Source organism: Methanosarcina sp. 1.H.A.2.2, assembly GCF_000979975.1.
Taxonomy (GTDB): Archaea; Halobacteriota; Methanosarcinia; order Methanosarcinales; family Methanosarcinaceae; genus Methanosarcina.
Window position 1 is genome coordinate 57926 of sequence record NZ_JJQL01000015.1, and the last position, 24272, is coordinate 82197.

The following is a 24272-nucleotide window of genomic DNA, read 5'->3' on the forward strand; positions in this document are numbered from 1 at the left end:
GTTTTTATTCCTCCGTGTATTTTCTTATGTATCCGAATGGGTTGTACTTTCTGCCCCCGCCTTCGTAGAATTTTCCGAAGAACTCTACGTACTGCAATCTGAGTGCATGCAGTCCGGGAGCGATGATACTCAAGACAGAGTTAAGGCCATGTCCGAGTATAAACACGAGTATTGCAGCTACTGCTAAGAAACTGATCTTGGAGTGATCCACCCAGATCATTTTAAAAGCAATATCATTGACCGTTGAAGCGATGTAAATCGAAGACAGACCAACTGCGATAATACGGGCATAAGACAATGCATTACCCATAAGAGATGGCAACTCAATCGGGCCTTTGATACCTTCACCTATGGTGAGCATCACAATTCCGAGAACCAGAATACCAGCACCAACGTAAGTCAGTCCTGAATTGCCGCCAAGGTAGCCGATTGCTGCAACGAGTACACCGAGCTGAATAACAAGCCAACTGCCTTTTTCAAGAACTGCATGCTTTATTCCGTGGTGCCTTGCGATGTTTGAAAATCCGAGAAGGTACCCGAGATTCAGTTGAAGCAGTCCTATTACGACAGTTGTTGCAATCATAGTCATTACCATGTGAGTTCTGTGGACAGGGAACGTAAATTCCTCGCCACCGAGCCCTTCAAACAGAACAATAGTTTCCCAACCCGGAATCAGGCCTGGAAGTACACCATGTGCTGTATGAAGACTTGCTAACGAGAATCCTAAGAACTCGCCATAAATAATTCCGAATATAAATGTTGATATCTGACAATAGATCAGAATATCCATGAGAGGCTTCACCGCATCTGACTTTACTGCTTTTTTGATAGCCAGTGCAATTGCTCCCAGTATCATTGCATATCCGATGTCTCCGAGAATCAGCCCATACATCAGTGGGAAAGTTATTAAGATCACTGAGGATGGATCGAGTTCAGTATACTTGGGCCTGGAGTACAGGTCCATGATCTGCTGCATCGGCGCTGCTATTTTTGAGTTGTTGTATTCAACAGGGACATGCTCCTCTTCCTCTTCATCAATTTCGAGGCTTGTGACGTATGCCTTGCCATTAGTGGCACTGTTGACTGTACTGACAACTTTATCATAATTTTCGGTTGGAGTCCAGCCTTCGATTATGAATGTGTTTGCAGATGTAGCTATCCTTAGAGGCAATTCTGCCTTCTGACTCTCGATGCTCAAGACCTCGTCACTTGCAAGGATGAAATCGGTATACTTGACTTTCAAGGATTCGATATCAGCCCTTAAGGACTCGGTCTTTCTGGTGACTTCGGCTTCTTTCTGTTCGATAAATCTTAACAGCTCGCTTGGGACACCACCTCTTTCCGGAACTCTGAGATCTCTGAATCCAAGACTCTGAAGTAATTCGTAGACTCTGTCGGCATCGTTTTTGGCTACAAACAGTACAACCGCTTTTGATTGAGGGTCAAAGTACAGCTCGTAAGCTTTGGTGATGCTCGAAATCTGACTTCCATCCAGGCTTCCTTTTATAGTACCCGCGAAAACCTTAAGGCTCTCGTAGCCACGGTAATCATCAAAGTCGAGATTGATGGACAGATAAGGCAGGAGCTCCCTCTTCTGGGAATCCAGGTCTTTCAACTCATTTTCAAGCTGGGCAATTGATTCTGTTTTAGTTGTAATTGCCCTGTCCAGCTCATCCAGCTTCGAATCAAGGTCGCGCAGAACAGAGTCAGTTTTCTGAACTACCGGTTCTTTTTTTACAATCCCCAAATAATTGGAGATGGAACGGATCTTCACAAGCTTTTTTGAGACTTCTTCTGCGTTTTTAAATGGCTTGCTGATCTTAAAACCAGACTCGTCCTCGACAAAATCTTCAATATGAAAGAGATGCGTATCATGCAATGAATCGATGGTGTCTTTTAGAATGCTTTTATGCCCGACAATAACGGCCCTTGTCATCTCTTTAGGTCTACTCATTAAGGACCGCCCTCTCAAACTCCTGTACAAGGTAATTGACGGATTTGTCGATATTAGCTTGAGCTTTTTGGGACATGGCTAATGCGTTTTTTTCACCATCGTTGACGATCTTATCTCTTTCCTCCAGGATCTTTTCTTCACCTACTTTAAAAGAGTCTTGTGCAGCTTTATGTGCATCGATTTCGGCCTGTCTCAGGATTTCCCTGGCTTCGGCCCGAGCATCGGAGATACGCTTGTTTTTGGAATCAATGGCATCGTCAACCATTGATTTAGCGCTCTCTTCCGCTTTTTTTATTTCGGATAAGATTTCATTTTTAGCCATGTGAATCTCCGTCTCTCAAAATTTAATATATAAATTAATAATTAAAAATCCCTACTCCAATGGAGGTAGTTAACAAATCCTTCGCGAAAGAACTATATAACAGCTTCGGTTTTATCGAAAAGGATGGGAGTAAACATAATGATTAATCATGATATATAGAATTTGCAGGAAATTTTTAAGAAATTTAAAAATATAAATAACAAAATATATGGTTTAAATCCAAAAGATTAAATAGAACAGTAAAAAATAATTAAATAGAAACAGTAGAATATAATTGATTGGAAAAAAATACTAAACCCTGCCTGTATAAAAGAAGAGCAAAGCCATGAAAGTAATATTCGAATTAATGTTTTAATAGATGATTTCAAGGTCATTTTAAAATAAATATGAATTTTCAGCTTTGACTTAAGACTTTATAAAATAAGTTGCATACAAGAATTCAGCCTTAAAACACATACAGCATTGTCTTTTAGATATAAGAAATTTAAAGCGATTTTAAAAAAGAAAAAAATGAATTTATTGAGAGTGAGAGATTAGACAGTTCGCTAAAATATATACTGTATATTCACGTGATGTGAACCTTTTTCTCATAGAAATACAGAAATTATTTTGAAGAGATTGACCTCCTGTTTAAATAGATATTTTAATTTAGAACATGCGAACAAAACTCCCTGAATGAGAATTACTGCGTGGGATCCGATGATAAAAGAGAGTGATTTAAGAAGAAGAGTAGAAATAAAGCTTTTGTTCCCCCCTAAAAGTTTAGAATGAAAATGAAAAAATAATAATTAAAAAATTCCCATCAAGCCCTAAAAATGCAGAAAAATATTACAGGAAGATATGACGGGAGAAAGAGACAAAAGAAGAAATAAGGTCAAAAAATCCATGAAAAGAAGAAACCCCAAAGGGAGCAAAAAAGCCAGAAATAAATATATGCCCCTTTAAAAGGGCATTAAAAAGGAATTACTTAAGCTTATAAGGAATTTTGGCCCCTTTCGGAATGGTATGTATATACTCCTTCCGGAAGTCAGGGTTTCGCATCATGCAATAGGCGGCGTCATCCTTCTTGTAGGCATTGTGCTTCCCCATGCGTTTCCAGATAGTTTCCAGAGGCTCTTCGCATATATTGCCAAACGATAGGGGAGTATATGCACAGGGCATGACCTCTCCGTCCGAAGCGACATGCATCCAGCGCCTGCCGGCAAAGCATCCGAAAAGTTCAGGACCCATAAAATAAGGAAAAGCTGTGACTCTCGGCCCTTCGGGTTTGCTGTTCATGGCTTTCTGGAATGTCTTAAGCCTTGATACGTCCTTCTCGCTTATGACCTCATCCTCATGTTCCATCCAGCGCCCTACTGCAATGATCTCATAGATCGACATCTCTTTCATTTCCAGATCGGCTGCAAGGGAATAGAACTCCTCAAGATCATCTATATTATGCGGAGAAACAACCACAAACATGTCAGTAAGGATTCCGGCAGCACCTGCATTTTTTATTCCCTCTATTGCATCCCGGTATGCCCCGGTCCTGCCCCTGACCCGGTCGTGCTCAGCTTCGAAAGGACTGTCAATGCTGATCCTGGCAGCGTACAGTCCCGCAGCCTTAAGTGCCTTTGCCCTTTCCTCAGAGAGCTTGAAACCTGACGTAAAACATGTAGCAATAGCCTTTGTCTTGTCCACCCTGGCAACCATCTCAACAAGGTCGTTTCTGAGCATCGTCTCTCCGCCATCAAAGGAAACCATATAGGTCCCAAGGTCCAGGCTCTGATCCACGACATTGCAGATCTCGTCCAGGGTCAGTTCCCTTTCCGGCTGGATATCGGCTGCCCCGCAGTGAATACAGCGGTTTGGACAGCGGGCGGTAATCCCTATTGAAAACTGATCAGGAACACGCTTTTTTCTTATTGCTGCGATTTCAGCACTTATGACCCGGCTGAAAATAGGACCCGGGATAGGAGGAATCCATGTGGAGAAAATAATCTCGTCTTCACTCACGGAAATGGGTTTTTCTTCAGCAAAAATGTTGTTTATACGTTTCAGAAAGGGTTTTGCAAGCTGGGAAAGAGGGCCCTCTGCCTCGAGCACCATCTTTTCGTTATCTGTACTGGCATTTACCTTAATCACCGGACTATCGTATACTCGCATGGATACACCTGATAAAGTTAGTGTCAAAAGCTGAAAACTTTTAAGGGTATAAATAGGAAACTAAATGGTATTATTTATGGCATTCTAGATACAGAAATTCGACAGAGTCAATTCATTTTTCAGGATGAGTAGAACTAAATCAGATATTCTGAATCATGTCTATAGTTATATAATCAGTAATCTGGAAAAGCTTATCCCTTGCCGGACATTCCCGGAATGTTCTAAGGGTTTCTTTTGCGGCACTAACATGCCGCCTTACAGAATCTATAGACTTCTCTAAGGCTTCTTCCTTTGACATGTCCCTCATGTAAATGTGCGGCAGGGTTTCAGACGTAAATTTAGATTCCTTGCCCTCGACCACTTCCAGAAATTCAAGGATGTCATCAACAATCTGGTATGCAGTTCCCAGGGAATTCCCAAAGAAGCTAAAACGCTCCGCAAGAGCCTCATCAGCTCCTCCAGTATAAGCCCCAATGGATGCACTGATTGCGAATAGAGAAGCTGTCTTCTTATAGATGCATTTTAAATACTCGTTTTCTCCGAAGTTATCGTCATCAAGCTTCAGGTCGAGAACTTCTCCTTCCGCCATATCCATTCCCGCCGTTCCGAAATCTCGAATTACCTTTTCTCCATAAGGGGAAATGAATGCAATAGATTTTGCAATAAGATAATCTCCACAGAGCAGTGCTCTGGAAGGCCCGAATTTTTCAGGTGCAGAAGGCAGGTTCCTCCGGATAAGCCCCTGGTCCAGCAGGTCATCATGAATTAAGGAAGCCGAGTGCATCATTTCAACGGCAAGGGCTGCATTAAGGCTCCGGGAATATGAGCCTGAACAGATCTCGCTGACCAAAAGCAGGATAATTGGTCGAATTCGTTTTCCTCCGGAATGACAGACATGCCCAACCATTTTTTTTAAGCCGGGGTCCTCTATTCGGGCAATTGAGTCCTCGATCCCGGCTTCTACATATCTGTATTCGTCCCATTCTTCAATATTCATCAATATTACTCCGTATACTTTGACGGGCATCCGGTAACTATTTTATTTGCCTCAAACGTAGATTCGGAAACCATTGATCCGCTGATGGTCACCTGTTTTCCTTCGGCAATATTGGAAGGAAGGTTTCCTACATAATTCACATGTATCTTAAGGTTTTCATCATTTTCGTCTTTCAGTTCAAATGATGTCATACCAGGAGACGTTTCAAGGCTCCCATTCTCTACAATTCCCATGGCATTTATATTCTGTCCGACATAGCTCTGAGGGTCAGAGAGAAGCTCAGATACCGCAAGGTATCCGTCTGAAGAGTCAACTCCATATAACCCTATAAGAAATATACCAGCAATAAACGCAACTGCAAGCAAGGATTTCTTTCTTTTATTCATTTTAAAACCCCGTATAACTCGATCATTACATTAACCTTTTGTTGAACTCTGCATACGTCTTAAGTAATGAAAGGAGGTAGACAAATATGAGGATCCAGCTGATTGCAAACGCCAGAATAAAGGGTTCCATTTGTATCACATCTTTGAGCTATCAGCTTCTCCAGCCCGGTTTTGAAGCCAGGGCAGTGTAAGGGAAAAAAGCTGGTTTTGAGAACTTATGTCTAGCTCTATATAAGAGTATATATTCCTTATCAGAGAAATAAGATTCCCGGGAGAAAAAGAGGAAAAATTAGAGTTTAACCCCCACAGTAAAAATAATAATAGTGATTTTAATCGAAAGAACATAATATTATTTTCACAGTATTATATTATGACATACATAAATATAAATTAGAATTTTTTCAAAGCTGACACATAGAAATGAAGTGATTTGATTTCAAAAAGTAGCAAAAAGAGATGAATTTAGCCAGATAGTCTAGATTTTACAATGACAATAATATTATATTGTAAAATACATATTTGGAGGGATTTACTCTAAAATATTCATGTTAAAAACCTATCTAAGCAGGCAAGCAGGGTTGACAATAAAATTAAACTCTGCTTATAAATTTAAAATATACAATGATCAGGACGATTCGACTGGCACTCTCACACGATTTAATGTCAGTAATCTGAATTTGCAGACTCGAAATTCTAAACGAATCAATTTCGGAACATCTAAGGCTAATCCCCGTCACTTTAGTGGCGGGATTAATCCGTCAACTGTAACAGAATACATTTACTGATAATGGTTTTGTACTTTCGAGGCTATATATTATTGTCAAACTTTGCTCTGGCGGCTGGAAGTGCCACAGAGGTCATTTGACTTTGCTCTGAAACTCCAAGCATAAGGTTCTACAGAGAAGTTCTGCAGGTAAAACTTGAAACGTTGGAAGCGAGAACCAAAGAAATAATGGCTCTTGGGCAGAATAGCCTCGGTTGAAATACCGTAGATGCCTGCTGTTTCAACGGTGGAAGCTGTCACTAAAACCTGATTTTGTTATTTGCCTTTTTTCCGAAGATACTTGACTGCTATTCTTAATGGCACATTTTCAGCCCTTATATGGATGCCTTTTATCGAGATGTCTTTTTATTACTATGCCATTCCAAACAATTATGCAATCTCATTTATCCACCGAATAATTAGGTATTCCACCTTTACAGGTCTATTTTATCTCGTGCGGGGGAGGTATCCAGACGGGGTGGGGGAGGCACATTATAACGTTTGGATAGAAAGGTGGTTTCAAGGATCAAGCATAGTAAGGAGTCTTTTCTTATAGGTGACAGGTCAGTCACGGCACTGCATAGTACAGAGGAGAAATCCAGAAGGCAATTTCGGATATTCGGAATAATATAGAACCACATCAACCGAGTAATCAGGACCACCCGATAATTAAGGAAGAAAATAGAAAGAACTAATCCTTAACCCGGATTCGGGAGGTCTACATTAAAAGGTGAGAATTTACAATGATAACGTTTTTGGGAAAAATATATTTCACAATTTCACTTATTAAGAGGGTTTACAATAGCAGAATAATATTCACCCATAATTTCATAAAAATAAGAGAAATTCGGGGAAGGGAAAAGGGAGATATACCACAATAACATAGAAGTGTATTAAAAAATATACAGTGTCGAGCGAAAACATTATATTTAACAAATACCTCTAGAGGTGTTGCAGTTTGCGTTGATGGTCTAGTGGCTATGACTTGGGCCTTCCAAGCCCAAAACCCGGGTTCGAATCCCGGTCGGCGCATTTAACCCTTTTCAAATAGTTTTAAATTATCTTTTCTCTTATTTTGCACTAAGCAAAGACAACATCAGTGCGAGGGTTGCCCAGCCAGGTCAAAGGCGATGGGCTTAGGACCCATTTTCGTAGGAATTCGTGCGTTCGAATCGCACCCCTCGCATTTTCTTTTATTGAAGTGCTCATCCCAAAACTAGTTTTATATTTCACATCCATAATAGTTTCATAATCGTTTTCATGATTGGAAACTGGATTGATCACTTGAAATTTGAAATTCAGAGACTCAATTTTGAGTTTTGGGATCAGCTCGAAATTAAAAGTAATAAGAAAAACATTCCCATGAATAAGGTCTATTCTGCCGCATCTCTTGGAAAATAGGCACTAACACAATTCAACATCAAACTTGAGATGCAGGAGCTTGAGATTTATACTGTTGAGATGTATCATGATATTGAAAAGTTGAGGGATTTTATAGGAAGAAGCGTAAAACCCCGAAGTCTTTAGCTTCGTGGGATATAAGCGTCAACTTCTACTCTTATTGCTTTTCGATTCTGAAATATCACTTATACTTTTAAATGAATGTAATATTAGATTTTGCTGTCACCACAACCTCACAGTTCATAAGAACGTTGCCGAATTTCAAAGCGAAAACCAAGCGAGGTAACGTTTGAACATCGGGGAGTTGGATAACAGGGCAAGAATCATCCTGTAGGGAACGGGATTAAGGCGGGGAAAGCCGTTAGCCGCTGTGTATCTCAAGTATATCACACTCATGACATTTCACCGAAGGGACTTCGGGTAGAGCCTGCATGACTTGCCTCCAATGGGAGGAAGGATGACTCAGGAAGCCACTAAGTCTTTAGCTTAGTGGTAGTTCACCTTAACTCCTTCTGAAGCTCGGAAGATTGGGATTAACAGGAGTACTTTGAAGAAATTGAAGAGTAGGGTTAAAGAAGGGGAGTTAGTATGAATACAACCTTTCAATTATAGAAGAAATATCATATCGAAGTGGATAAACATCCAAATAAGGTAAAGTAAACCGAGCAGTATCCCAAATGGATAAGCTATGAACCACATGAAAGTAATTTCCGGGTCTTCAAACTTTAAGCTGCTAACTGTAAAAGCAGTATTCGCCCACACATGCCAGAAACTCAGCATTCCAAGAATGTAAAAACCCCAGTGGGAATCGATCAGTATTAAGGCAATACCAGCAAAAGTAGCTGGACAAATGATGACTATGTCTGCAAATGACATCCCAAATAGGATTTTCTGCTCATGCCAGTCATCGGTTGACCCATCTGGATTATCCATTGCTTTACCTTTATAGACATTGATCTGGAACCACCAGAGAATAAGTGTAATTGATCCAAACAATAACAAAAGAACATATAATGTCGCTCGTGATAGAAAATCCAGTTCCTGCATATTCTAAGCCTCAATTTTAATTTTAGCAGCAGTTCTTTTGTAGTTCGTATCCTGCATTTGGTGGGGCACATACGATCGAAATATAGTCATTACCATGCAATTGTAATTGCCAGAATGCCGGTTACAAAATTTAAGAAGAACCAGCTGACCCTGAATCTGTTCGTGCTGATATGATACCCCAACTTGTTCTGGTTCCCAATCCAGAACCAATAGCTCAAGCTGTGATATACCATTATTACACCAGGTATCCATATCAACTTAAATGCCCAGGGATAATCAAGGATCAAACCGATAGCTGCAATTCCATATACCCAGCCAATTGATACATCAGCAACAGCTATTGCATGTTCATATACCTTGAACTCAGGAGGCAGTTTCTTTTCCTGCAATCCTATTCTTGTGGCAAAATCCCAATTCAATACAGAGATGAGTTGACCTATCCAATGACAAATGAACCCAACAATGAAAACCAAAATGCCAACAAGAATAGGTAAATTGGAAATCAATTCCATCATAACTCCTCCCCTTATATAGAAAATGTGTTTAACATGTCAAAATGGCCATTCTTTGATTGGAAGGTTTTTCGTTTACCGGATTGTTTTTTATTTATGTGGATCGGTTTTTCCATTCCTTCATATTCTGGTCGAAAATTCAGGTTTCCAGAAAATATCAGGGCTGCTGAAGAGTTTGATCAAAGACCCCGTTTTCACTTCCCTCCAAGGGTTCCCGAGAGTTTCCGAAAAGTCCGTACTTTTTCAGGATCTTTTCTACATAAAGCCAGAAAAATCCAACCAGGCAGCCGATAAACGCCCCTACGATCACATCCGAAGGGTAATGGACTCCTATAAATATCCGGCTCAAACTTACGGTAATGGCAAAAGCCCAGACTAAAAGTTTATACTTCCCTGCCCTTGGATGCAAAAAGGTAGCCAAAGAAAAGGACATAAGGGAATGCCCGCTTGGCATTGAGTATCCTGTGGTACAGGTCACAAAGCGGATGGTTTCAGGCCTTGGAACTTCAAAAACAGGCTTTAGAGCCATTGCTATAGCCCAGGATGACACAAGTAAGGCAAGGAAAAGTATCGTTTCCTGCCTGCCCCTGAAATAAAAGAGAGCCGCAAGAATCAGAAAAAGAAAATAATCGAATTGAAGACTTACAAATAACATAAAAGGGTCCAGAAAGGAAAAAGAGTTCAGAAACATCAGAACATAATAATCAAACTGAGAAAACATTGACAAGCAGAACCCCTCTTAACTTTGCCGAATACCCGGACTAAAACCGATTATCTTTAATCAATTAGATTAGTTTCGGCTTTCAAACTATTTATTATTTTTATAGTGCCCATATTTTGAATAACCGGATTTTCCCTTACAGAGATTTTCTTGCCAGGTATCTCTCAGAACTGGAATGCGCGACAAGCTTTCCGCCTTCGAGTACGGACACTGAACCATGTCCACAGCAGACAAGGCATTTCTTTCCCTTTTTTAAGAGTTTGTTATCAAGTTCCAATATAAGGGAAATGAGAGCATTTCGTTCTTCTCTTGCAAGGTTGCTGTCTACATTTACCGATGTCATGAGATAATCAGCCAGGAAATTGTATTCAGCTCTCTCCGGGCTCAGGCTCCTGAAGTTGATCACGGCGTCCTGAGGGAAGACAAGCCCTTCCTCAGGGCACAGGTAGAAGATTTCCCCATGCATGTGCCCTCCCAGCCCCTGAAGGGCTTCAAACTCAAGGTCCCCTATCCTGAAGCGAGAAATAACCGGAAAAGCGCCCCTTTTCTCAAGTTTTTCATCCGGAGCTGAGATTTCAGGAAAAAGGATTACATTTGAGGGAGGGGTGAACCTTGAAAAGAGGTTAATCATTTTGGTATAAACCTCTTCCAGGATACAGCCCTGATTGCTGGACCCATAAGCTCTGCTGGTTTCCCGCGTAATTTTCAGGGTTTCGGGGTTGAGGTAAGAGGGAGCCGAAAAATAGCCTGCCGCCCCACAGTGGTCAGCATCTGCATGAGTAATGTAGATTCTTTTAAGCAGGCTCAGGTCCCCAAGCCCGTAGTGCTGGAGCATATTCACGACATCAGGCTGGTATATCCCGTAGCCCGTATCAATCAGGACCCTTTCGTCAGGCGTATCGAAAAGATAGATATTTCCTCCGCAGGGAAGCTGGAAACAAAAAAGTTCAATGCCGTCCTTTACCCTGACCCTCTGCACATCGGCATAAAAGCCATCTCCTGAAGTCCGGCTAAGGGTTTCCCCGACTTTAAGGATGTTCTCAAAGACCTCAACAGGATCTTTCCGCAGGTTTGAGAGCTCCTGAGCAATATGATTGATATCGTGCAGAAATTTCATTAAAAAGGTATCTTCTGCGTTTCCGAGATAGTGCCTCAGTTTCTGGGCAAGACGCAGGTAAAAAACCGTATCATCGAGCTTTTCTCCTGTTATGTCATACTCAACAATCTCAAGCCTGTACTTTGATTTGAGCTGGTTCAGGAGGGCATCTATAAGGCCGGCATTTTCAATGTTCAGGCTCACGACAAGCCTTTCAGGATGCTGCCCCCTATCATCAAAATCAAGGGAAGTGATATTTGCCCCTGAAGAAGTGGTGTGATCCAGGAAATCGAATAAAGCCCCAGGGCAGTTAGGGAGATAAACATTGAATTTAAGATAAGTTACAGGCTGCAGAGAGGTCTGAAGGTAACCTATTCTTTCCAGCTCCCCAAGGATTTTTTGATAAGCCTGTGAAGCAGCCGTTACCTCGAAAAAGACGGTGTTCCTGTCGATCCTCCGGTCATACTGGATCCGGTTGATGTTTCCTTCATACCGCGTGATAATCTCAGCTGCCCTGTGCAGTGCTCCGGGCTTATCAGGCATGCAGGCGATAAAAGAGAACTGTTCCATGAAACATCCCCTGAGCAGATAAAAACCGTTTTTCTGATAACTTAGATAAAATCCTGCCTTACTTTAAGCTTTCCTGTTAACGTGAAAAAGGAGGAGAAATGAAGAGGAGGAGAAATGAAAATGAATAATTCAGCACTCAAGCACAACAGCCCGGAGTCCAAGAGCTCCAAAAACTTCCATGATCTCCGAAAGAGGATTTTCTTTCCTGTAAAAGAGATGAGAACTGCAGGCACAGTCCGTGCATCCAAAGCCCGGAGCTGAATTTCCTCCAAGCCTGCGGGCAAGTTCACACTCAAGCCGGGCAGAAGTACCGGCACAAACTGCCCAGGATAATCTAAACGAAGAGTTCAGATGGAGATAATCCACGTGCCACCTGGGATTCTTATCCCTTTTCAAAGAAAGGTCAATATGTCTTTTCACCCTCTTCATGCCTCCGGATCCGAGAGCCGAACCTGTGTAGATATGAAAACCTTCAGGAAACGAAAACTTACCCTTTTTCCCTACCTCTATTGCACAACCCCGGTTTTCGAACACCAGACAATAAACGCCTTTTTCGGAAAAATCCATTTTTAAGACCTCAATTCTTAAGACCTCGACCTGTTGCCGGAAATCTGATGTTTGTTTTCGGAAACTTTAAATTTGTTTTTGGAAACCTGAAAATACTTTTCAATTAGAGGCACTACAATTTCTTCCAGTATCTCTTTTTCATTCAAGGCTTCAACCCAGGAAGGGGGAACTGCCTCGATCCCAAGCCCTGCCCCGAGAATTCCGCCTGCAACGCTGCTCACCGAATCCGAGTCTCCGGTTATGTTCACTGCGGTTTGAACTGCTTTTTTGTAATCATCAGGGTACCGCAGAATGCAGAAATAAGCAAGTGCAAAGGTTTCATCCGCATACCATCCCTGCCCGATTTTCTGGAGAGCCTCCCCATCAGTCAAATTACTATGAGCCAGTTCATAAGAGCCTTTGAGGGCTTTCGTAAACTCATCAGAAATTCCTTCCGTTGCCCTAAGAAGGAGCAGAAACATTTCTTCGGGGACTATACCGTCAAGAGCCATTTTAACAGCATATGCTCCTGCAACGGATGCAGCATCTGCAGCCGGGTGAATATGAGTAATTCTGCCGGAAAGTGAAGCTGCTTTAACCAGCTTATCAGGATCGTTCCGGAAGATGAAACCAAGGATTCCAACCCGCATGAGGCTTCCGCATGTTTTTGAATTTAGTCCTGACCTGCTCCAGTGAATCCCGTCCCTGAGATTAAGGGCTGCCCCCCTGGTGGTCGCTCCTGCCCCAAGGTCAGGTTCATCCAGCCACAGGATAAGTTCCTCTGCAATCTTATCCATAAGCTCTGGAAGTTCAAGTTCTGCCCCATGCAGGAGCCCTCTGGCAAGCACAAGCATCAACTGGGTATCATCGGTCCAGAAAGCATCAGGAGTCAACTCAAGAATTCCCTGTTCTCCATATATCTCTTTTATCTGCTCAAGGATCAGGTGTTCTACAGGGCGGCCAAGAGCGTCCGCACATGCAGTGCCGAACAGGTAACCGCGGAGTTTGCTTTCGACATTGATAGTTCTTGAGTCCATATTTACCAATTATTTTGTTTTTCTGCAATTAATCGCTTTTAGATTAATACTTTCACCCCGAAAACATAAACAGGATATACATTGAAATGGAAATACAGAACCTGGGTACATCGATAAAAGAACAAAAGATGTAAAAGGGGGAAGATTTCATTGGCAGACGGTGGTTTAATAAGTGAACAGGAAACTCACAAAAACCAAGAGGTAGCAACCACAATAAAGGAAACGGTGAAAGAAGATTATAAATGGATTGCTAAAGGGGACACATATCCTGTAAAAGAGCTGCTTAAAAAAGCCGGGATGCTCTGGGACAGGCAGCATAGAGAGTGGTACAGTAATAAAAAGCTGGATGTCAGGATAGAAGGCATTTATATCATGAGAAAAAAGGCATAAGGTGTTTTTGGATGAATATCAGAATAAATTAGTCAAAAAATTGAGATGAAAAATTAGTGTAAAAAAGGATTGGTGTAAAAAGGAAAAGTGCTCCGATGGGGATTTGAACCCCAGTCGCAGGAGTGAGAGTCCTGAATGATTGGCCGAGCTACACTATCGGAGCACGCTGATAATTATGTTCTGTCCCTAAGACAGCATACGTTCAAGTAATTTATAAAATATAAACCTTTCGCCTGATTCTTGAAAAAATATAAGAATTGCCGGCAAGGAATGGACCCCTGCTCGGCACAAAAAAGGAAAGCCGTTCCCAGACGGGTTAATAATCAGGTTCAGGCTTTCTAATCCGGTTCTCTACAGGCAGATGCTTTCTAAATAAGTTATTCCAACAGGTTACACGAACATGGCCTGAGGAATTGTGGGCGCCTGCACGTTTACAACCTTATCATAAGCTTTAAGGAAGTCTGCCATGGTGATCTGCTGACCGCGTCTGCGCAATACAAATATTCCGGCTTCTTTGACAATTACGCTTATCTCTGCCCCGCTCCTTCCTGACATAGCCTTTGCAAGCTTCTCAAAGTCCACATCATCGGCAAGTTTCATCTTACGGGTGTGGATCTTCAGGATCTCAATCCTGCCTCTTTCATCAGGGAGTGGAATTTCAATTGATCTGTCAAACCTGCCAGGTCTGAGGAGAGCAGGGTCAAGCAGGTCAATCCGGTTGGTTGCCGCAACTACCTTTACGTTGCCTTTCGGATCAAAACCATCCATTTCGGCAAGGAGCTGAAGCATTGTTCTGTTTACCTCTGCCGAGCCGCTGGTCCCATCATATGTCCTCATGCTGCCCACGGCATCGATTTCATCTATGAAGAGGATGCTTGGGGACTTGTCTCTTGCAAGCTGGAAGATATCCTTGACGAGCCTTGAGCCTTCCCCTACAAACTTCTGGACGAGGTCGGAACCTGACATTCGGATGAAGGTGGCTTTTGCCTGAGAGGCTATGGCTTTTGCAATCAGAGTCTTCCCCGTACCCGGAGCACCGTGGAGCAGAACGCCGGAGGGAGGTTCGATTCCCAGGTCCTCAAAAAGCTCGGGTTCGGTAAGCGGAAGTTCCACACTTTCACGGACTTCCTGAAGTACATCCTCCAGCCCGCCAATCATGCTGTAGTCCACACCGGGAGAATTGATAAGCTCCATAACCTGAGCTCTCACGTCGGCAGCCCTGCTCACTATGGAAATAATTGAGTAAGCTCCGTTTACAGCAACCCTCATTCCGGGCTCTATTTTTCCTAGACATTCTTCAGGGATCTGCGTAAGGACTTCCTGGTTGTTTCCGTGCTGCCTGATAAGGGCAATTTCCCCGGTAACCTCAAGAATGGTTGCAATGAAAAGTGGAGGTTCAGTAAGCTGTTCCAGATGAGCTTTTAATTTATTGATTTCCTGAAGGTGCCTGCCTGTGGCTACACTGGCTTCAAGGAGCCGGGCCTTCATATTTTCGTTCTGGACCTTAAGTATCTCTATTTCGGTTAAGAGAGATTTCACATCCTCAGGAATGATCTCCCCGCACTCAAGCTGAAACTCTACCCTGGACTTAATATCTTCCAGGGAAGATCTTATGGCACTGTCTTCTGACATTTGAAAACACCTGTTTTGTGGTATAAAATTGATTTGAATATCCTGGTTTCAGGTTAATTGAGTTCTAAACGTGTGTGATCTGGTTGATTTAGTTGATTTGAAGGCAAAAGGTTTACGGATAACCCGGTTTGCAGGTAATGGTCTGCGGCTAACAGGGTTTTAGCAATTACCCTGCGGACTTCAGTATGCAATTCTTCCGGGATCTGCCTCCACCCCTTCAGGACTTTTACAATAAAGCAAAAGCCTGAAAACGGGCGCCAGGAACAGAACAATACTTTTCATGACTATTGCCCTTTGGAGGGCAATTGCATGTTACCCGGTGCAGACAATTTATACATATGCCTTTTACGGGATAGCGTACACGTATCAAAGGTTAAAATGTAATTGAAGAGGTTCTTATCGTGTTCACAGTATATATAAGATGCAGGGAATAAATATGCATATGTAAATATAAAAATGATATATATAAGTTCCTGTAATACCTGCAGCCCATTGCCAACCCCTATTAAATTACTATTTAATGCTCACTTAATATACATCAGCTTTATTGTTTATTTCAGACTCCCTATTTGTCCTTTCAATTAATTATACGTAATTGTCACTTTTCAATGTCACCGCAGTTCTCCCCTGAAGGGCCAGAATTTAGGAAGTAAAAGCAAAAAATTACGGATTTTTTAACTCGGTCTGCCCTGGAGAAAGAGTTATATAAAAACATTTCGTCAGAAATATGCAAAATTCCGGGCTAAAAAGAAGCTAAGTAGAATAAATAAGTAAAGATAATTAGTAACTTCACCGCGTTTCAGATAAATTAGACATATTTTATATATAATTCTCCCATCTAGATAATAAAAAATATAAAGTCGTCTACATAAATAAAAAATTTAAAGGATAGATTTAATAATAAAAGCATAATATCATTCCACATGCGTGCATCAGAAGATTTTCTAAGAGTAGGCGCAACAGTCACATTTGTTGGCTTTATTATAGTATTATTAGGCATTGTTCTTACAATGTTACAGCATCCTGCAAAAACACAAATGGGCGGACTTATCATGCTCGGACCCATCCCGATAGTATTCGGCTCTGCTCCTGAAATTACAACAAATATGCTTGGGCTTGGGTTATTAATAACGATTCTTTATCTATTCCTGTGGAAGACGAAACGTTGATTGGAAACTTACTTGTTTTGACTGGAATTTTCATTATACTCTTAGGGTTTTTAATGCTTATAATCGGAACAGCCATAGGCATGCGCGAGAATTTCGAACCTGGAAAAGGATATTCAAAAAGAAGAGACCGGTTCGGAAAAGAAGCTGATTCTGGAAATTCGTTCGGTTTTGAGGAACTCGATAAGAAAGAGCCTCATGCAGGAAAAGCCGGGTCAAGGATAAGAGGCGGAGGAGTAATTATGCTCGGTCCGATCCCGATTATCTTCGGAAGCGATGGAGAAAGTGCAAAGACAGCAGCAATCCTTGCGATAATCCTGATGGTTCTCAGCCTGCTTATTTTCAGAGGCATAATATTCTAAATTTGCCTGCATTTGCATTCAAACATTTATCTACCCTGTTTTCAAAGCTACCCTGTTTTCAAAGCTACCCTGTTTTCAAAGGCACAGAATTTAAAACTGCTTGCCCCTTAATCTCGTTGTTTCATGACATGCCATTGCCCCATGACATGCTATTGCTTCGATGTACTCCCGCTTCATTATATACATAATAATCTGGGCTGGTAATATAACGGGACTTGGACAACGGGGGTAATTATTATGCTGCCCTGCTGCAGGGATAGTATCAGGACTGAAAGAGAGTTTTCCGCCATTCAGTTTATGGAAAGGGGTCAGGGCGCTTAAACTGCGTACGGACTTAAGGAACACATTGGAGAATATTAATAAAAGTGTACCCCGGGACGGAAGCAAATAAACCGGACAAAACCTTATTAAGGTTAAGCCCGATTCATGGCTTATGTTTACGATAATCACAGGCGCGCAGTTCGGTGACGAGGGAAAAGGCAAGATTGTCGACCTTCTTGCAAAAGACTATGATATTGTTGCCCGTTTCCAGGGCGGGAACAACGCAGGCCATACAGTAAAGGTAGGAGATGAGGTCTACAAACTGCACCTGATCCCCTCAGGCATTCTGCTTGATGCCAGGGTACTGATCGGGCCTGGGGTTGTTCTGGACCCGGAGGTTTTAGCCGAAGAAACCGCAATGTTTGAGAAGCACGGGATAAAGGTAAATGCAGGAAAACTCGGGATTGATGCAAAAACAAGTATCATTATGCCTTACCACATAGAAATGGATGGGCTTAGAGAAGCTGCAAGGGAAACGAAAATCGGAACCACCAAGCGCGGAATCGGCTATGCCTATATTGATAAGGTAGCCAGAGACGAGATCCGCATGGCTGAACTTGTGGACAGGGAGCGCTTCCTGGCAAGGCTTGAAGAACTTGCCCCTCAGAAAGAAAAGGAAATCGAGGCGATGGGAGGAAACCCGAAGGTCGTCAGAGATCCGGCCCACATAAAAAGATACCTGGAACTGGGAAAACAGTTTGCTGCCTATATTACTGATGTTTCCAGGGAAATCAATCAGGCTCTTGATGAAGGAAAGAATGTCATGGCTGAAGCCGCCCAGGGCACCCACCTTGACGTTATACACGGAACCCAGAAATTCGTAACCTCTTCTTCCACAATTGCAGGCTCTGCATGTGCCAACCTTGGAGTGGGACCTACGAGGGTGAACAACGTCATTGCCATAGTAAAAGCCTATATAACAAGAGTTGGGGAAGGGCCTCTACCAACAGAGCTTGCCGGGGAACTGGGAGAAAGGATGCAGAAAGCCGGAGGAGAGTTCGGGACAACTACAGGCAGAGGCAGAAGATGCGGCTGGTTTGACCTCCCACTCCTTAAAAAGGCTATTGCCCTTAACGGATATACGGAAATTTCCCTTACCAAACTGGACGTACTGACAGGCTTTGACCCTCTCAGGATCTGTGTTGGATACAAATATAAAGGAGAAAGCCGGGACTATCCCCCGGAACTTACAGAAGATCTCCGGGACTGCAGTCCGGTGTATGAAGACCTCCCTGGCTGGAAAGCCGACCTGACAGGAGTGAAAGCCTATGAAGAGCTTCCGGAAAATGCCAGAAACTATGTCAGAAGGCTTGAAGAGCTTATGAAAGTCCCTGTCAAATATATATCGGTAGGTCCGGGAAGAGCACAAACCTTTAAAAAAGAATAATGCCATTTAGTAAACCTGTTCGGTATCTTACCGAAAAATGTATATATTAACCAATAAATTTATCAACCCCATTTTCCAGTTTAGACTAAAATCATATTAACCGGCATTATCGGGTCTTCGGACCCAAATTTTAAAGAGTCCGTAGCCAGCTTATAAACCAGCAATGGATTTCTCGAAAGAGCATAAGAGTTACCTCTTTTCGAGAACAAGAGTTACATTCCTGACAGATTCGGGGGGGAAGAATCGGCACTATCGCCCGAACCTGCAAAATTAACTTAATTCGCATAAGGAGGAGAGCATGACAACAGTATTTGATGTTCCTGCAATGGAAATGATCGACAAGCTTTCAGGTATTCTGAAGGAAAATGAAAAGGTAGTTCCCCCCGAATGGGCAGGGAACGTGAAAACCGGGGTTCACAAAGAACTCCCCCCGACCAATGAAGACTGGTGGTACGTCAGGTGCGCAGCAGTCCTCAGAAAGATCTATACCGACGGACCAATCGGAATCGAGAGACTCCGCTCAGTATATGGGGGAAAGAAGGACAAGGGTGTCCAGCCCTCCCGCAAAGCAAAGGGCAGTGGTTCTGTTGCCAGAAAGGCAGTACAGCAGCTTGAAACTGCAGGCTTCCTGCAGAAGGTAAAGGACGGAAGAACAGTATCTGCAAAAGGGCGTTCCATGATGGATAACGCAGCACACGAACTTAAGCAGGAACTGCTCGAAAAGATTCCGGAACTTGCAAAATACTAAAAGAGAAGCTACTTCAGAAAGGGACCTGAGAAATTCGGATCCCCTTTCATATATATTAATAACCAAATTCCAGAAAACCGGTTTTTTCGGTGATTGCCATGTCTAATATGGATGATGAACTCGAAGAAATCCGAAAGAGACGGCTTGCAGAAATTCAGAAACAGCAGGCACCACATCAGCAACCTGATATGCAGGCAGCTTACCAGCAGGAGCAGGCAAGAGCTGAAATGGAAGCTCAGAAGCAGGCTATACTGAGGCAGATCCTGACTCCCGAAGCAAGGGAACGCCTGACAACTCTGAAGATGTCAAGGCCGGCCCTTGGGGAACAGCTTGAGATGCAGCTGATATCGCTTGCCCAGAGTGGAAGGCTCCAGTCTCAAATCGATGACGAGCAGCTGAAATCACTCCTGATGCGGATGCAGCCAACGAAACGCAAGACGTCCATAACCCGGGTTTAAGCACAATGAAAGTCTCGGTCCTCTTTAGTGGAGGTAAGGACAGTTCACTCTCTGCCCTTTTGCTGGAGCCGTTTTTTGAGGTAGAACTCGTAACCTGTAACTTCGGATTGCTCCCTACAGGAGAAATCGCAGCAAAAACTGCTGAGGAGTTACACTTTCCACACAGGGTCCTTTCTCTTGAGCGAGAAATCCTGGAAAAGGCATACGAGATGGTACTGAAAGAAGGGTTTCCGAAAAGCGCTATCAATTATATCCACGAAAGAGCTGTCGAAACTCTTGCTATGGATCCGACAGTAAAAATGATTGCCGACGGAACCAGGCGGGATGACAGGGTCCCAGTGCTTTCGATCTCACAGGTGAGAAGCATTGAAGACCGGCTGGGAGTACAGTATTCCTGCCCCCTTAAAGGATACGGCAAAAAAGTTGTGGATTCTCTTGTCGGATGTTACCTGAATGTTGAACAGGGTCCGAGTGAGAGTACCCAGAAAGCAGATTATGAAACAGAACTCAGAGAGTTAATCCGGCAGAGACAGGGAGAGGAGAGAATAAAGGAACTATTCCCTGTTCATTTCCAGTCCCATGTACTTTCAAGGAAGAGATTTCCCTGAAAAAAGAAGCAGATGAGTTTGAAAACTTGAAGCTTCCCTGAAGAGGGAAATTCTGGAATAAAGATTTATACAATAATCGAGTTATATTCAACCCCTATACTACTGCTGCAGATTAACCACAGAATATATAGGATTTACAGGACATGGTTAACAGACCTGCCGATTCATTCCGGCAAGGTAGAGCCGCAATTACGCAAGGGTTGAAATCACAATCAGCTAATTACCGGATATAACTGTAAATTAACAGAATTATTAGATTATATTACTTACAGTCAACAGGTGTGGTCCACTTGAGTCATAACATGAAAGGACAGAAGAAGCGTCTTGCAAAGGCGCACAAACAGAATACGCGAGTCCCTGTGTGGGTTATTGTAAAAACTAACCGGAAGGTAGTGAGTCATCCCAGGCGCAGACACTGGAGAAGAAGAAGTCTGGATGTGAAATAAGCGAGGATGGTGGGAAAAAATGGCAGACGACATGGTAAAAGAACAGATATATACGATTCCCCTCAGAGAGGCAAGGAAAGTCCCTATATGGAAAAGAGCCAACAGGGCAGTTATTGAAGTAAGGGATTATCTCGTAAGGCACATGAAAACCGAATTGACGCAGGTTAAGCTGGACAAATCCATCAATGAACGTCTCTGGGAAAAAGGCTGTGAAAAGCCACCTCTCTCAATCCGAGTACGGGCTGTGAAGTTCGCAGATGGTGAAGTACAGGCAGAGCTTGCCCAGTAAATATATACCAGGAAAGCGAAAAGTCAAAGAATATGATCAGAACAGTGGATATCTACGATACCCCGGTTATCGGGGTCTTTTCAACCTGTACCGAAGATATTGCCCTCGTTCCCCCTATGGCAACCCCAGAGGTCTGCACTATACTCGAAGAGGTGCTGGATGTAAGGGTCATCGAGACTCTTATAAATGGAAGCATTGTAGTGGGAGCCCTTTCAAGAGGCAACTCAAATGGTATTCTGCTTCCATACGGATCCAATGTCGAAGAGATGCAGAGACTCACAGGAGTTCCTGCGGGCACCCTTCCGGACAGGCTGAATGCAATCGGAAACATCGTGCTGGCAAACGATTCCGCAGCCCTTGTACACCCAGAGCTGTCAGATATGGCTCTGGAAGCCATTGCCAGGACCCTTAAGGTAGACGTTTACAGGGGAACAATTGCCGGGATTAAAAATGTAGGGATGGCAGGAACCGTTACAAATAAAGGGCTTCTGGTACACCCTAAAGTGACAGCTTCAGAAAGAGAAGCTCTGGAAAAGATCTTCGGACTTCCGGTAAACATAGGGACTACTAACTTCGGGACCCAGATGCTTGGCTCAGGTCTGCTTGCGAACTCAAAGAACTTTGTAGCAGGCTCCGAAACAACCGGACCGGAACTCGGGAGAATTGAAGAAGCCCTTGGGTTCCTGGAATGAGCATCAAATCATCCATCTGTTCCAGAACAAAGTTACAGCAAGAGAGTGGTAATGATGAAGAGTTTTATTGTCAAAGGCACGTTTAAAGCAGGAAACAGCTGGGAAAACTTCACAAAGAAGATCGAAAGCCAGAATGAAAAGAATGCAACCGATAAGACATATTCGATCTTCGGAAGCAAACACAGAGTTAAAAGAAACCAGATCCAGATCGAAAGCATAGCTGAGGAGTGAAGGATATGGCAGAAGTCAGTGAAGAGATCAGGAATCTGGCAGCCAGGCATCAGGAATTCCAGAGGCAGGCTGAAGCGCTCAGACAGGAGATGAGCATGGTACAGGCTTCCATTTCCAGCTGCGATCAGACCATTGTGACAATAAATGAGCTGAAAGCAGCTTCAGAAGCAGGCAAAGCTGCGGAAACAATGGTTCCGGTAGGTTTTGGTTCCTATGTTTATGCTGAAGTCAAAAACGCAGATCGAGTCGTTGTTAATCTCGGAGCAGGCTTCAGTGCAGAGGAAACTGCAGAAGGAGCTATCGAAACTCTGAACCGTCGCAAAGAGCAGCTTACGAAAATATTTGAACAGATGAATGCTTCACTGACTAAATTCGCACAGGGGATGCAGGCCCTTGAAGCAGAAGCTGCAAAACTTCAACCTGGCCAGGCCTGAAAAATGCCCTGGCTCAGGCACAGATACCGTATTAGTGAAACTTATAAACCTTATTTAAGAATCGAATAATATCATTAACTTTAATTATTCCATCAACTCTAATACTATTCCATCAACTCTGATTATCTCATTAATTTCAATTACTTCATTAAACTTTAATTACCTATTTTTTACTGAATCTTTTCGGGATGGATCCTGTGTTCAACAAATTTAAAGAGAAACTTGGGAGTTTTAAGAAGGCGCTCAGCAAAACGATTGATGAAAAGGCAGTAGAAGTCGAACCAGTAGTCGTTGAGCAGGCGCCCGTAAGCGAAGAAAGCCTCGAAGAGGAAATTGAGCCGATAATTGAAGAAAAGACCATCGAGGCTGCCCTGAAAGAAGAAAGTCCCGAAGCCGAAACGGTTACTGCTTCTCCGGGAATCGCCCATATTCCGATAGAAGATCTGAAGAAGGCGGAATACAGGAAAAAGCTTGAAGACAGAAAGAGGGTTGAAGGGAAAAAAGTAGAGGAAGAGAAACCCCCTGAAGAGAAAAAGTCTTTTTTCAAAAAGGTCGTCCCGAAAGTAGGGTTTGCTCAGAAAGCTAAAGCCCTTGTTTTTAATAGAGAAGTCTACCTTGATAGCAAGGATCTTGAAGAGCCGATGTGGGAGCTTGAAATGGGTCTCCTGGAAAGTGACCTTGCCCTCTCGGTTTCCGAGGCTATTGTTGAGTCTGTGAAAAACCAGCTCACAGGCACTACAAAACGGATTGGAAGCAATACCGGAGAAATAGTTGAAGCAGCCCTGAAGAAAGCAATCCTTGATGTTGTATCTGCTAATACCTTTGATTTTGATGATTATGTAAAAAACAGGCAAAAGCCAGTTCATATTGTCTTTGTAGGGATTAACGGAACCGGAAAAACAACATCCATTTCAAAGATGACACACAGACTGCTTAAATCGGATTATTCGGTAGTTCTTGCTGCAGGAGACACATTCAGGGCAGGCGCTATTGACCAGCTGGGAATTCATGCAAGCAGGCTTGGGGTAAAGATGATTAAGCATCAGGCTGGAGCCGACCCGGCAGCTGTTATTTATGATGCTGTCCAGTATGCAAAAGCGCATAAAATAGATTTTGTGCTCTCTGACACGGCAGGCCGCATGCACACAAACATGAACCTTATGGCACAGATGGAGAAGATCTGCAGGGTAAGCTCTCCAGACCTTATAATCTTCGTGGACGAAGCCGTAGCCGGAAACGATGCGGTAGAAAGGGCTGCCCAGTTTAATGAGGCTGTCCCGATTGACGGGTCCATCCTGACAAAAATCGATGCCGATTCCAAAGGAGGAGCTGCCATATCCATTGCTTACATTACAGGCAAACCGATTCTCTTTTTCGGGATGGGACAGGGCTACGAAGACCTGAAAAAATTCGATCCCGAATGGTTTGTGGACCAGCTATTCAACCAGTAAAAATCACTCAAGCAGCAAGCGATCAGTAAACTGAAGAATTCCCGGAAAAGAAAGAGCGCACTTACTCTTGCAGCCCAACCTGTTTTCCGGGAATTCAACTGCAAAATACGGTATTGCAGTAAATAATAATAATAATAATAATAATAATAATAATAATAAT

27 protein-coding genes and 3 tRNA genes are annotated in these 24272 nt (G+C 42.9%); 15 read left to right on the plus strand and 15 right to left on the minus strand.

Annotated features, from left to right (window positions below; genetic code table 11):
• Nucleotides 1-4 precede the first annotated feature (4 nt).
• The 7 genes from EO93_RS02730 to EO93_RS02755 all read right to left on the minus strand — a co-directional run bounded on the left by EO93_RS02730 (nt 5) and on the right by EO93_RS02755 (nt 6828).
• Entirely contained in the window at nt 5-1954 is a 1950-nt protein-coding gene (locus tag EO93_RS02730) for a V-type ATP synthase subunit I (protein ID WP_200895058.1), read from the minus strand.
• Nucleotides 1947-2276, minus strand: coding sequence for an ATP synthase archaeal subunit H (gene ahaH / locus EO93_RS02735; protein WP_048135999.1), 330 nt, complete (start codon nt 2274-2276; stop codon nt 1947-1949). Before ahaH ends, EO93_RS02730 begins: the two co-directional genes overlap by 8 nt.
• A gap of 963 nt (nt 2277-3239) precedes the next feature.
• Nucleotides 3240-4421, minus strand: coding sequence for a radical SAM protein (locus EO93_RS02740; protein ID WP_048161045.1), 1182 nt, complete (start codon nt 4419-4421; stop codon nt 3240-3242).
• Between the two features lie 139 nt (nt 4422-4560).
• Nucleotides 4561-5448 (minus strand): geranylfarnesyl diphosphate synthase, encoded by an 888-nt coding sequence (locus tag EO93_RS02745; protein WP_048161046.1) that lies wholly within the window; start codon nt 5446-5448, stop codon nt 4561-4563.
• Nucleotides 5424-5804: a cytochrome c maturation protein CcmE gene (locus EO93_RS02750; RefSeq protein ID WP_048161047.1), complete on the minus strand. Its 381-nt coding sequence runs from the start codon at nt 5802-5804 to the stop codon at nt 5424-5426. The genes EO93_RS02745 and EO93_RS02750 overlap by 25 nt, the downstream gene beginning before the upstream one ends.
• A 25-nt stretch (nt 5805-5829) precedes the next feature.
• Nucleotides 5830-5934 (minus strand): CcmD family protein, encoded by a 105-nt coding sequence (locus tag EO93_RS18595; protein ID WP_082106072.1) that lies wholly within the window; start codon nt 5932-5934, stop codon nt 5830-5832.
• Nucleotides 5935-6624: 690 nt separating this feature from the next.
• Nucleotides 6625-6828, minus strand: coding sequence for a hypothetical protein (locus EO93_RS02755; RefSeq protein WP_048161048.1), 204 nt, complete (start codon nt 6826-6828; stop codon nt 6625-6627).
• Between the two features lie 699 nt (nt 6829-7527).
• Between EO93_RS02755 and EO93_RS02760 the strand changes: the two genes are divergently transcribed.
• Together EO93_RS02760 and EO93_RS02765 are read left to right on the plus strand one after the other, a co-directional pair.
• Nucleotides 7528-7599 (plus strand) — tRNA-Gly (locus EO93_RS02760).
• A 69-nt stretch (nt 7600-7668) separates the two neighbouring features.
• A tRNA-Leu gene (locus tag EO93_RS02765) sits at nt 7669-7753 on the plus strand.
• Nucleotides 7754-8574: 821 nt separating this feature from the next.
• On the opposite strand, the gene EO93_RS02770 is transcribed toward EO93_RS02765, so the two are convergent.
• The 6 genes from EO93_RS02770 to EO93_RS02795 all read right to left on the minus strand — a co-directional run bounded on the left by EO93_RS02770 (nt 8575) and on the right by EO93_RS02795 (nt 13497).
• Entirely contained in the window at nt 8575-9015 is a 441-nt protein-coding gene (locus EO93_RS02770; RefSeq protein WP_048161049.1) for a hypothetical protein, read from the minus strand.
• 89 nt (nt 9016-9104) lie between these two features.
• Complete coding sequence (locus EO93_RS02775; protein WP_048161050.1) at nt 9105-9530, minus strand: hypothetical protein; 426 nt, start codon at nt 9528-9530, stop codon at nt 9105-9107.
• 154 nt (nt 9531-9684) lie between these two features.
• Nucleotides 9685-10182 (minus strand): phosphatase PAP2 family protein, encoded by a 498-nt coding sequence (locus EO93_RS16450; protein ID WP_162197481.1) that lies wholly within the window; start codon nt 10180-10182, stop codon nt 9685-9687.
• 202 nt (nt 10183-10384) lie between these two features.
• Entirely contained in the window at nt 10385-11914 is a 1530-nt protein-coding gene (locus EO93_RS02785) for an MBL fold metallo-hydrolase (protein WP_048161051.1), read from the minus strand.
• 129 nt (nt 11915-12043) lie between these two features.
• A complete protein-coding gene (locus EO93_RS02790; RefSeq protein ID WP_048161052.1) occupies nt 12044-12481 on the minus strand; it encodes a DUF123 domain-containing protein in 438 nt (145 codons plus the stop codon).
• A 17-nt stretch (nt 12482-12498) separates the two neighbouring features.
• Nucleotides 12499-13497, minus strand: a complete 999-nt coding sequence (locus tag EO93_RS02795) for an ADP-ribosylglycohydrolase family protein (RefSeq protein WP_048161066.1) — start codon at nt 13495-13497, stop codon at nt 12499-12501.
• Nucleotides 13498-13647: 150 nt separating this feature from the next.
• Here EO93_RS02795 and EO93_RS02800 point away from each other — a divergent pair, with 150 nt between their 5' ends.
• Nucleotides 13648-13887, plus strand: a complete 240-nt coding sequence (locus EO93_RS02800) for a hypothetical protein (RefSeq protein ID WP_048161053.1) — start codon at nt 13648-13650, stop codon at nt 13885-13887.
• Between the two features lie 88 nt (nt 13888-13975).
• Here EO93_RS02800 and EO93_RS02805 read toward each other — a convergent pair.
• Together EO93_RS02805 and EO93_RS02810 are read right to left on the minus strand one after the other, a co-directional pair.
• Nucleotides 13976-14050: transfer RNA gene (locus tag EO93_RS02805), tRNA-Glu, on the minus strand.
• 227 nt (nt 14051-14277) lie between these two features.
• Nucleotides 14278-15519: a proteasome-activating nucleotidase gene (locus tag EO93_RS02810; protein WP_048136015.1), complete on the minus strand. Its 1242-nt coding sequence runs from the start codon at nt 15517-15519 to the stop codon at nt 14278-14280.
• Between the two features lie 923 nt (nt 15520-16442).
• Between EO93_RS02810 and EO93_RS02815 the strand changes: the two genes are divergently transcribed.
• The 12 genes from EO93_RS02815 to ftsY all read left to right on the plus strand — a co-directional run bounded on the left by EO93_RS02815 (nt 16443) and on the right by ftsY (nt 24112).
• The gene (locus EO93_RS02815) at nt 16443-16688 is read left to right on the plus strand and encodes a DUF131 domain-containing protein (protein WP_048136017.1); all 246 of its coding nucleotides are present in this window, start codon (nt 16443-16445) and stop codon (nt 16686-16688) included.
• Nucleotides 16689-16741: 53 nt separating this feature from the next.
• Entirely contained in the window at nt 16742-17047 is a 306-nt protein-coding gene (locus EO93_RS02820; RefSeq protein ID WP_235284085.1) for a DUF131 domain-containing protein, read from the plus strand.
• A gap of 433 nt (nt 17048-17480) precedes the next feature.
• Nucleotides 17481-18755, plus strand: coding sequence for an adenylosuccinate synthase (locus tag EO93_RS02825; RefSeq protein ID WP_048161055.1), 1275 nt, complete (start codon nt 17481-17483; stop codon nt 18753-18755).
• A gap of 298 nt (nt 18756-19053) precedes the next feature.
• Nucleotides 19054-19503 (plus strand): 30S ribosomal protein S19e, encoded by a 450-nt coding sequence (locus EO93_RS02830; protein WP_048161056.1) that lies wholly within the window; start codon nt 19054-19056, stop codon nt 19501-19503.
• A gap of 89 nt (nt 19504-19592) precedes the next feature.
• Nucleotides 19593-19961, plus strand: a complete 369-nt coding sequence (locus tag EO93_RS02835; RefSeq protein WP_048136026.1) for a DNA-binding protein — start codon at nt 19593-19595, stop codon at nt 19959-19961.
• Between the two features lie 5 nt (nt 19962-19966).
• Complete coding sequence (locus EO93_RS02840; protein WP_048136028.1) at nt 19967-20569, plus strand: tRNA (5-methylaminomethyl-2-thiouridylate)-methyltransferase; 603 nt, start codon at nt 19967-19969, stop codon at nt 20567-20569.
• 290 nt (nt 20570-20859) lie between these two features.
• Nucleotides 20860-21015, plus strand: a complete 156-nt coding sequence (locus EO93_RS16715; RefSeq protein WP_011024005.1) for a 50S ribosomal protein L39e — start codon at nt 20860-20862, stop codon at nt 21013-21015.
• Nucleotides 21016-21034: 19 nt separating this feature from the next.
• Nucleotides 21035-21304, plus strand: coding sequence for a 50S ribosomal protein L31e (locus tag EO93_RS02845; protein WP_048136030.1), 270 nt, complete (start codon nt 21035-21037; stop codon nt 21302-21304).
• 32 nt (nt 21305-21336) lie between these two features.
• Nucleotides 21337-21996, plus strand: coding sequence for a translation initiation factor IF-6 (locus EO93_RS02850; protein ID WP_048161057.1), 660 nt, complete (start codon nt 21337-21339; stop codon nt 21994-21996).
• A 54-nt stretch (nt 21997-22050) separates the two neighbouring features.
• On the plus strand, nt 22051-22227 hold the full coding sequence (rpl18a, locus tag EO93_RS02855; RefSeq protein WP_327037173.1) for a 50S ribosomal protein L18Ae: 177 nt from the start codon (nt 22051-22053) through the stop codon (nt 22225-22227).
• A gap of 5 nt (nt 22228-22232) precedes the next feature.
• The gene (gene pfdA, locus EO93_RS02860) at nt 22233-22661 is read left to right on the plus strand and encodes a prefoldin subunit alpha (RefSeq protein ID WP_048136036.1); all 429 of its coding nucleotides are present in this window, start codon (nt 22233-22235) and stop codon (nt 22659-22661) included.
• A gap of 197 nt (nt 22662-22858) precedes the next feature.
• Complete coding sequence (gene ftsY, locus EO93_RS02865; protein ID WP_048161067.1) at nt 22859-24112, plus strand: signal recognition particle-docking protein FtsY; 1254 nt, start codon at nt 22859-22861, stop codon at nt 24110-24112.
• Nucleotides 24113-24272 lie beyond the last annotated feature (160 nt).

Excerpts from the sequence above, each read along its gene's own strand:
- EO93_RS02820 (WP_235284085.1), top strand. The coding sequence starts at position 16,742 with ATGCTTATAATCGGAACAGCCATAGGCATGCGCGAGAATTTCGAACCT.
- rpl18a (WP_327037173.1), top strand. The coding sequence starts at position 22,051 with ATGAAGAGTTTTATTGTCAAAGGCACGTTTAAAGCAGGAAACAGCTGG.
- ahaH (WP_048135999.1), bottom strand. The coding sequence starts at position 2,276 with ATGGCTAAAAATGAAATCTTATCCGAAATAAAAAAAGCGGAAGAGAGC.
- EO93_RS02840 (WP_048136028.1), top strand. The coding sequence starts at position 19,967 with ATGAAAGTCTCGGTCCTCTTTAGTGGAGGTAAGGACAGTTCACTCTCT.
- EO93_RS02845 (WP_048136030.1), top strand. The coding sequence starts at position 21,035 with ATGGCAGACGACATGGTAAAAGAACAGATATATACGATTCCCCTCAGA.
- EO93_RS02750 (WP_048161047.1), bottom strand. The coding sequence starts at position 5,804 with ATGAATAAAAGAAAGAAATCCTTGCTTGCAGTTGCGTTTATTGCTGGT.
- EO93_RS02815 (WP_048136017.1), top strand. The coding sequence starts at position 16,443 with ATGCGTGCATCAGAAGATTTTCTAAGAGTAGGCGCAACAGTCACATTT.
- EO93_RS02830 (WP_048161056.1), top strand. The coding sequence starts at position 19,054 with ATGACAACAGTATTTGATGTTCCTGCAATGGAAATGATCGACAAGCTT.
- pfdA (WP_048136036.1), top strand. The coding sequence starts at position 22,233 with ATGGCAGAAGTCAGTGAAGAGATCAGGAATCTGGCAGCCAGGCATCAG.
- EO93_RS02795 (WP_048161066.1), bottom strand. The coding sequence starts at position 13,497 with ATGGACTCAAGAACTATCAATGTCGAAAGCAAACTCCGCGGTTACCTG.
- EO93_RS02775 (WP_048161050.1), bottom strand. The coding sequence starts at position 9,530 with ATGATGGAATTGATTTCCAATTTACCTATTCTTGTTGGCATTTTGGTT.
- EO93_RS02785 (WP_048161051.1), bottom strand. The coding sequence starts at position 11,914 with ATGGAACAGTTCTCTTTTATCGCCTGCATGCCTGATAAGCCCGGAGCA.
- EO93_RS16450 (WP_162197481.1), bottom strand. The coding sequence starts at position 10,182 with ATGTTATTTGTAAGTCTTCAATTCGATTATTTTCTTTTTCTGATTCTT.
- EO93_RS02730 (WP_200895058.1), bottom strand. The coding sequence starts at position 1,954 with ATGAGTAGACCTAAAGAGATGACAAGGGCCGTTATTGTCGGGCATAAA.
- EO93_RS02745 (WP_048161046.1), bottom strand. The coding sequence starts at position 5,448 with ATGCCCGTCAAAGTATACGGAGTAATATTGATGAATATTGAAGAATGG.
- EO93_RS02810 (WP_048136015.1), bottom strand. The coding sequence starts at position 15,519 with ATGTCAGAAGACAGTGCCATAAGATCTTCCCTGGAAGATATTAAGTCC.
- EO93_RS02825 (WP_048161055.1), top strand. The coding sequence starts at position 17,481 with ATGTTTACGATAATCACAGGCGCGCAGTTCGGTGACGAGGGAAAAGGC.
- EO93_RS02850 (WP_048161057.1), top strand. The coding sequence starts at position 21,337 with ATGATCAGAACAGTGGATATCTACGATACCCCGGTTATCGGGGTCTTT.
- EO93_RS02740 (WP_048161045.1), bottom strand. The coding sequence starts at position 4,421 with ATGCGAGTATACGATAGTCCGGTGATTAAGGTAAATGCCAGTACAGAT.
- EO93_RS18595 (WP_082106072.1), bottom strand. The coding sequence starts at position 5,934 with ATGGAACCCTTTATTCTGGCGTTTGCAATCAGCTGGATCCTCATATTT.
- EO93_RS02790 (WP_048161052.1), bottom strand. The coding sequence starts at position 12,481 with ATGGATTTTTCCGAAAAAGGCGTTTATTGTCTGGTGTTCGAAAACCGG.
- EO93_RS02770 (WP_048161049.1), bottom strand. The coding sequence starts at position 9,015 with ATGCAGGAACTGGATTTTCTATCACGAGCGACATTATATGTTCTTTTG.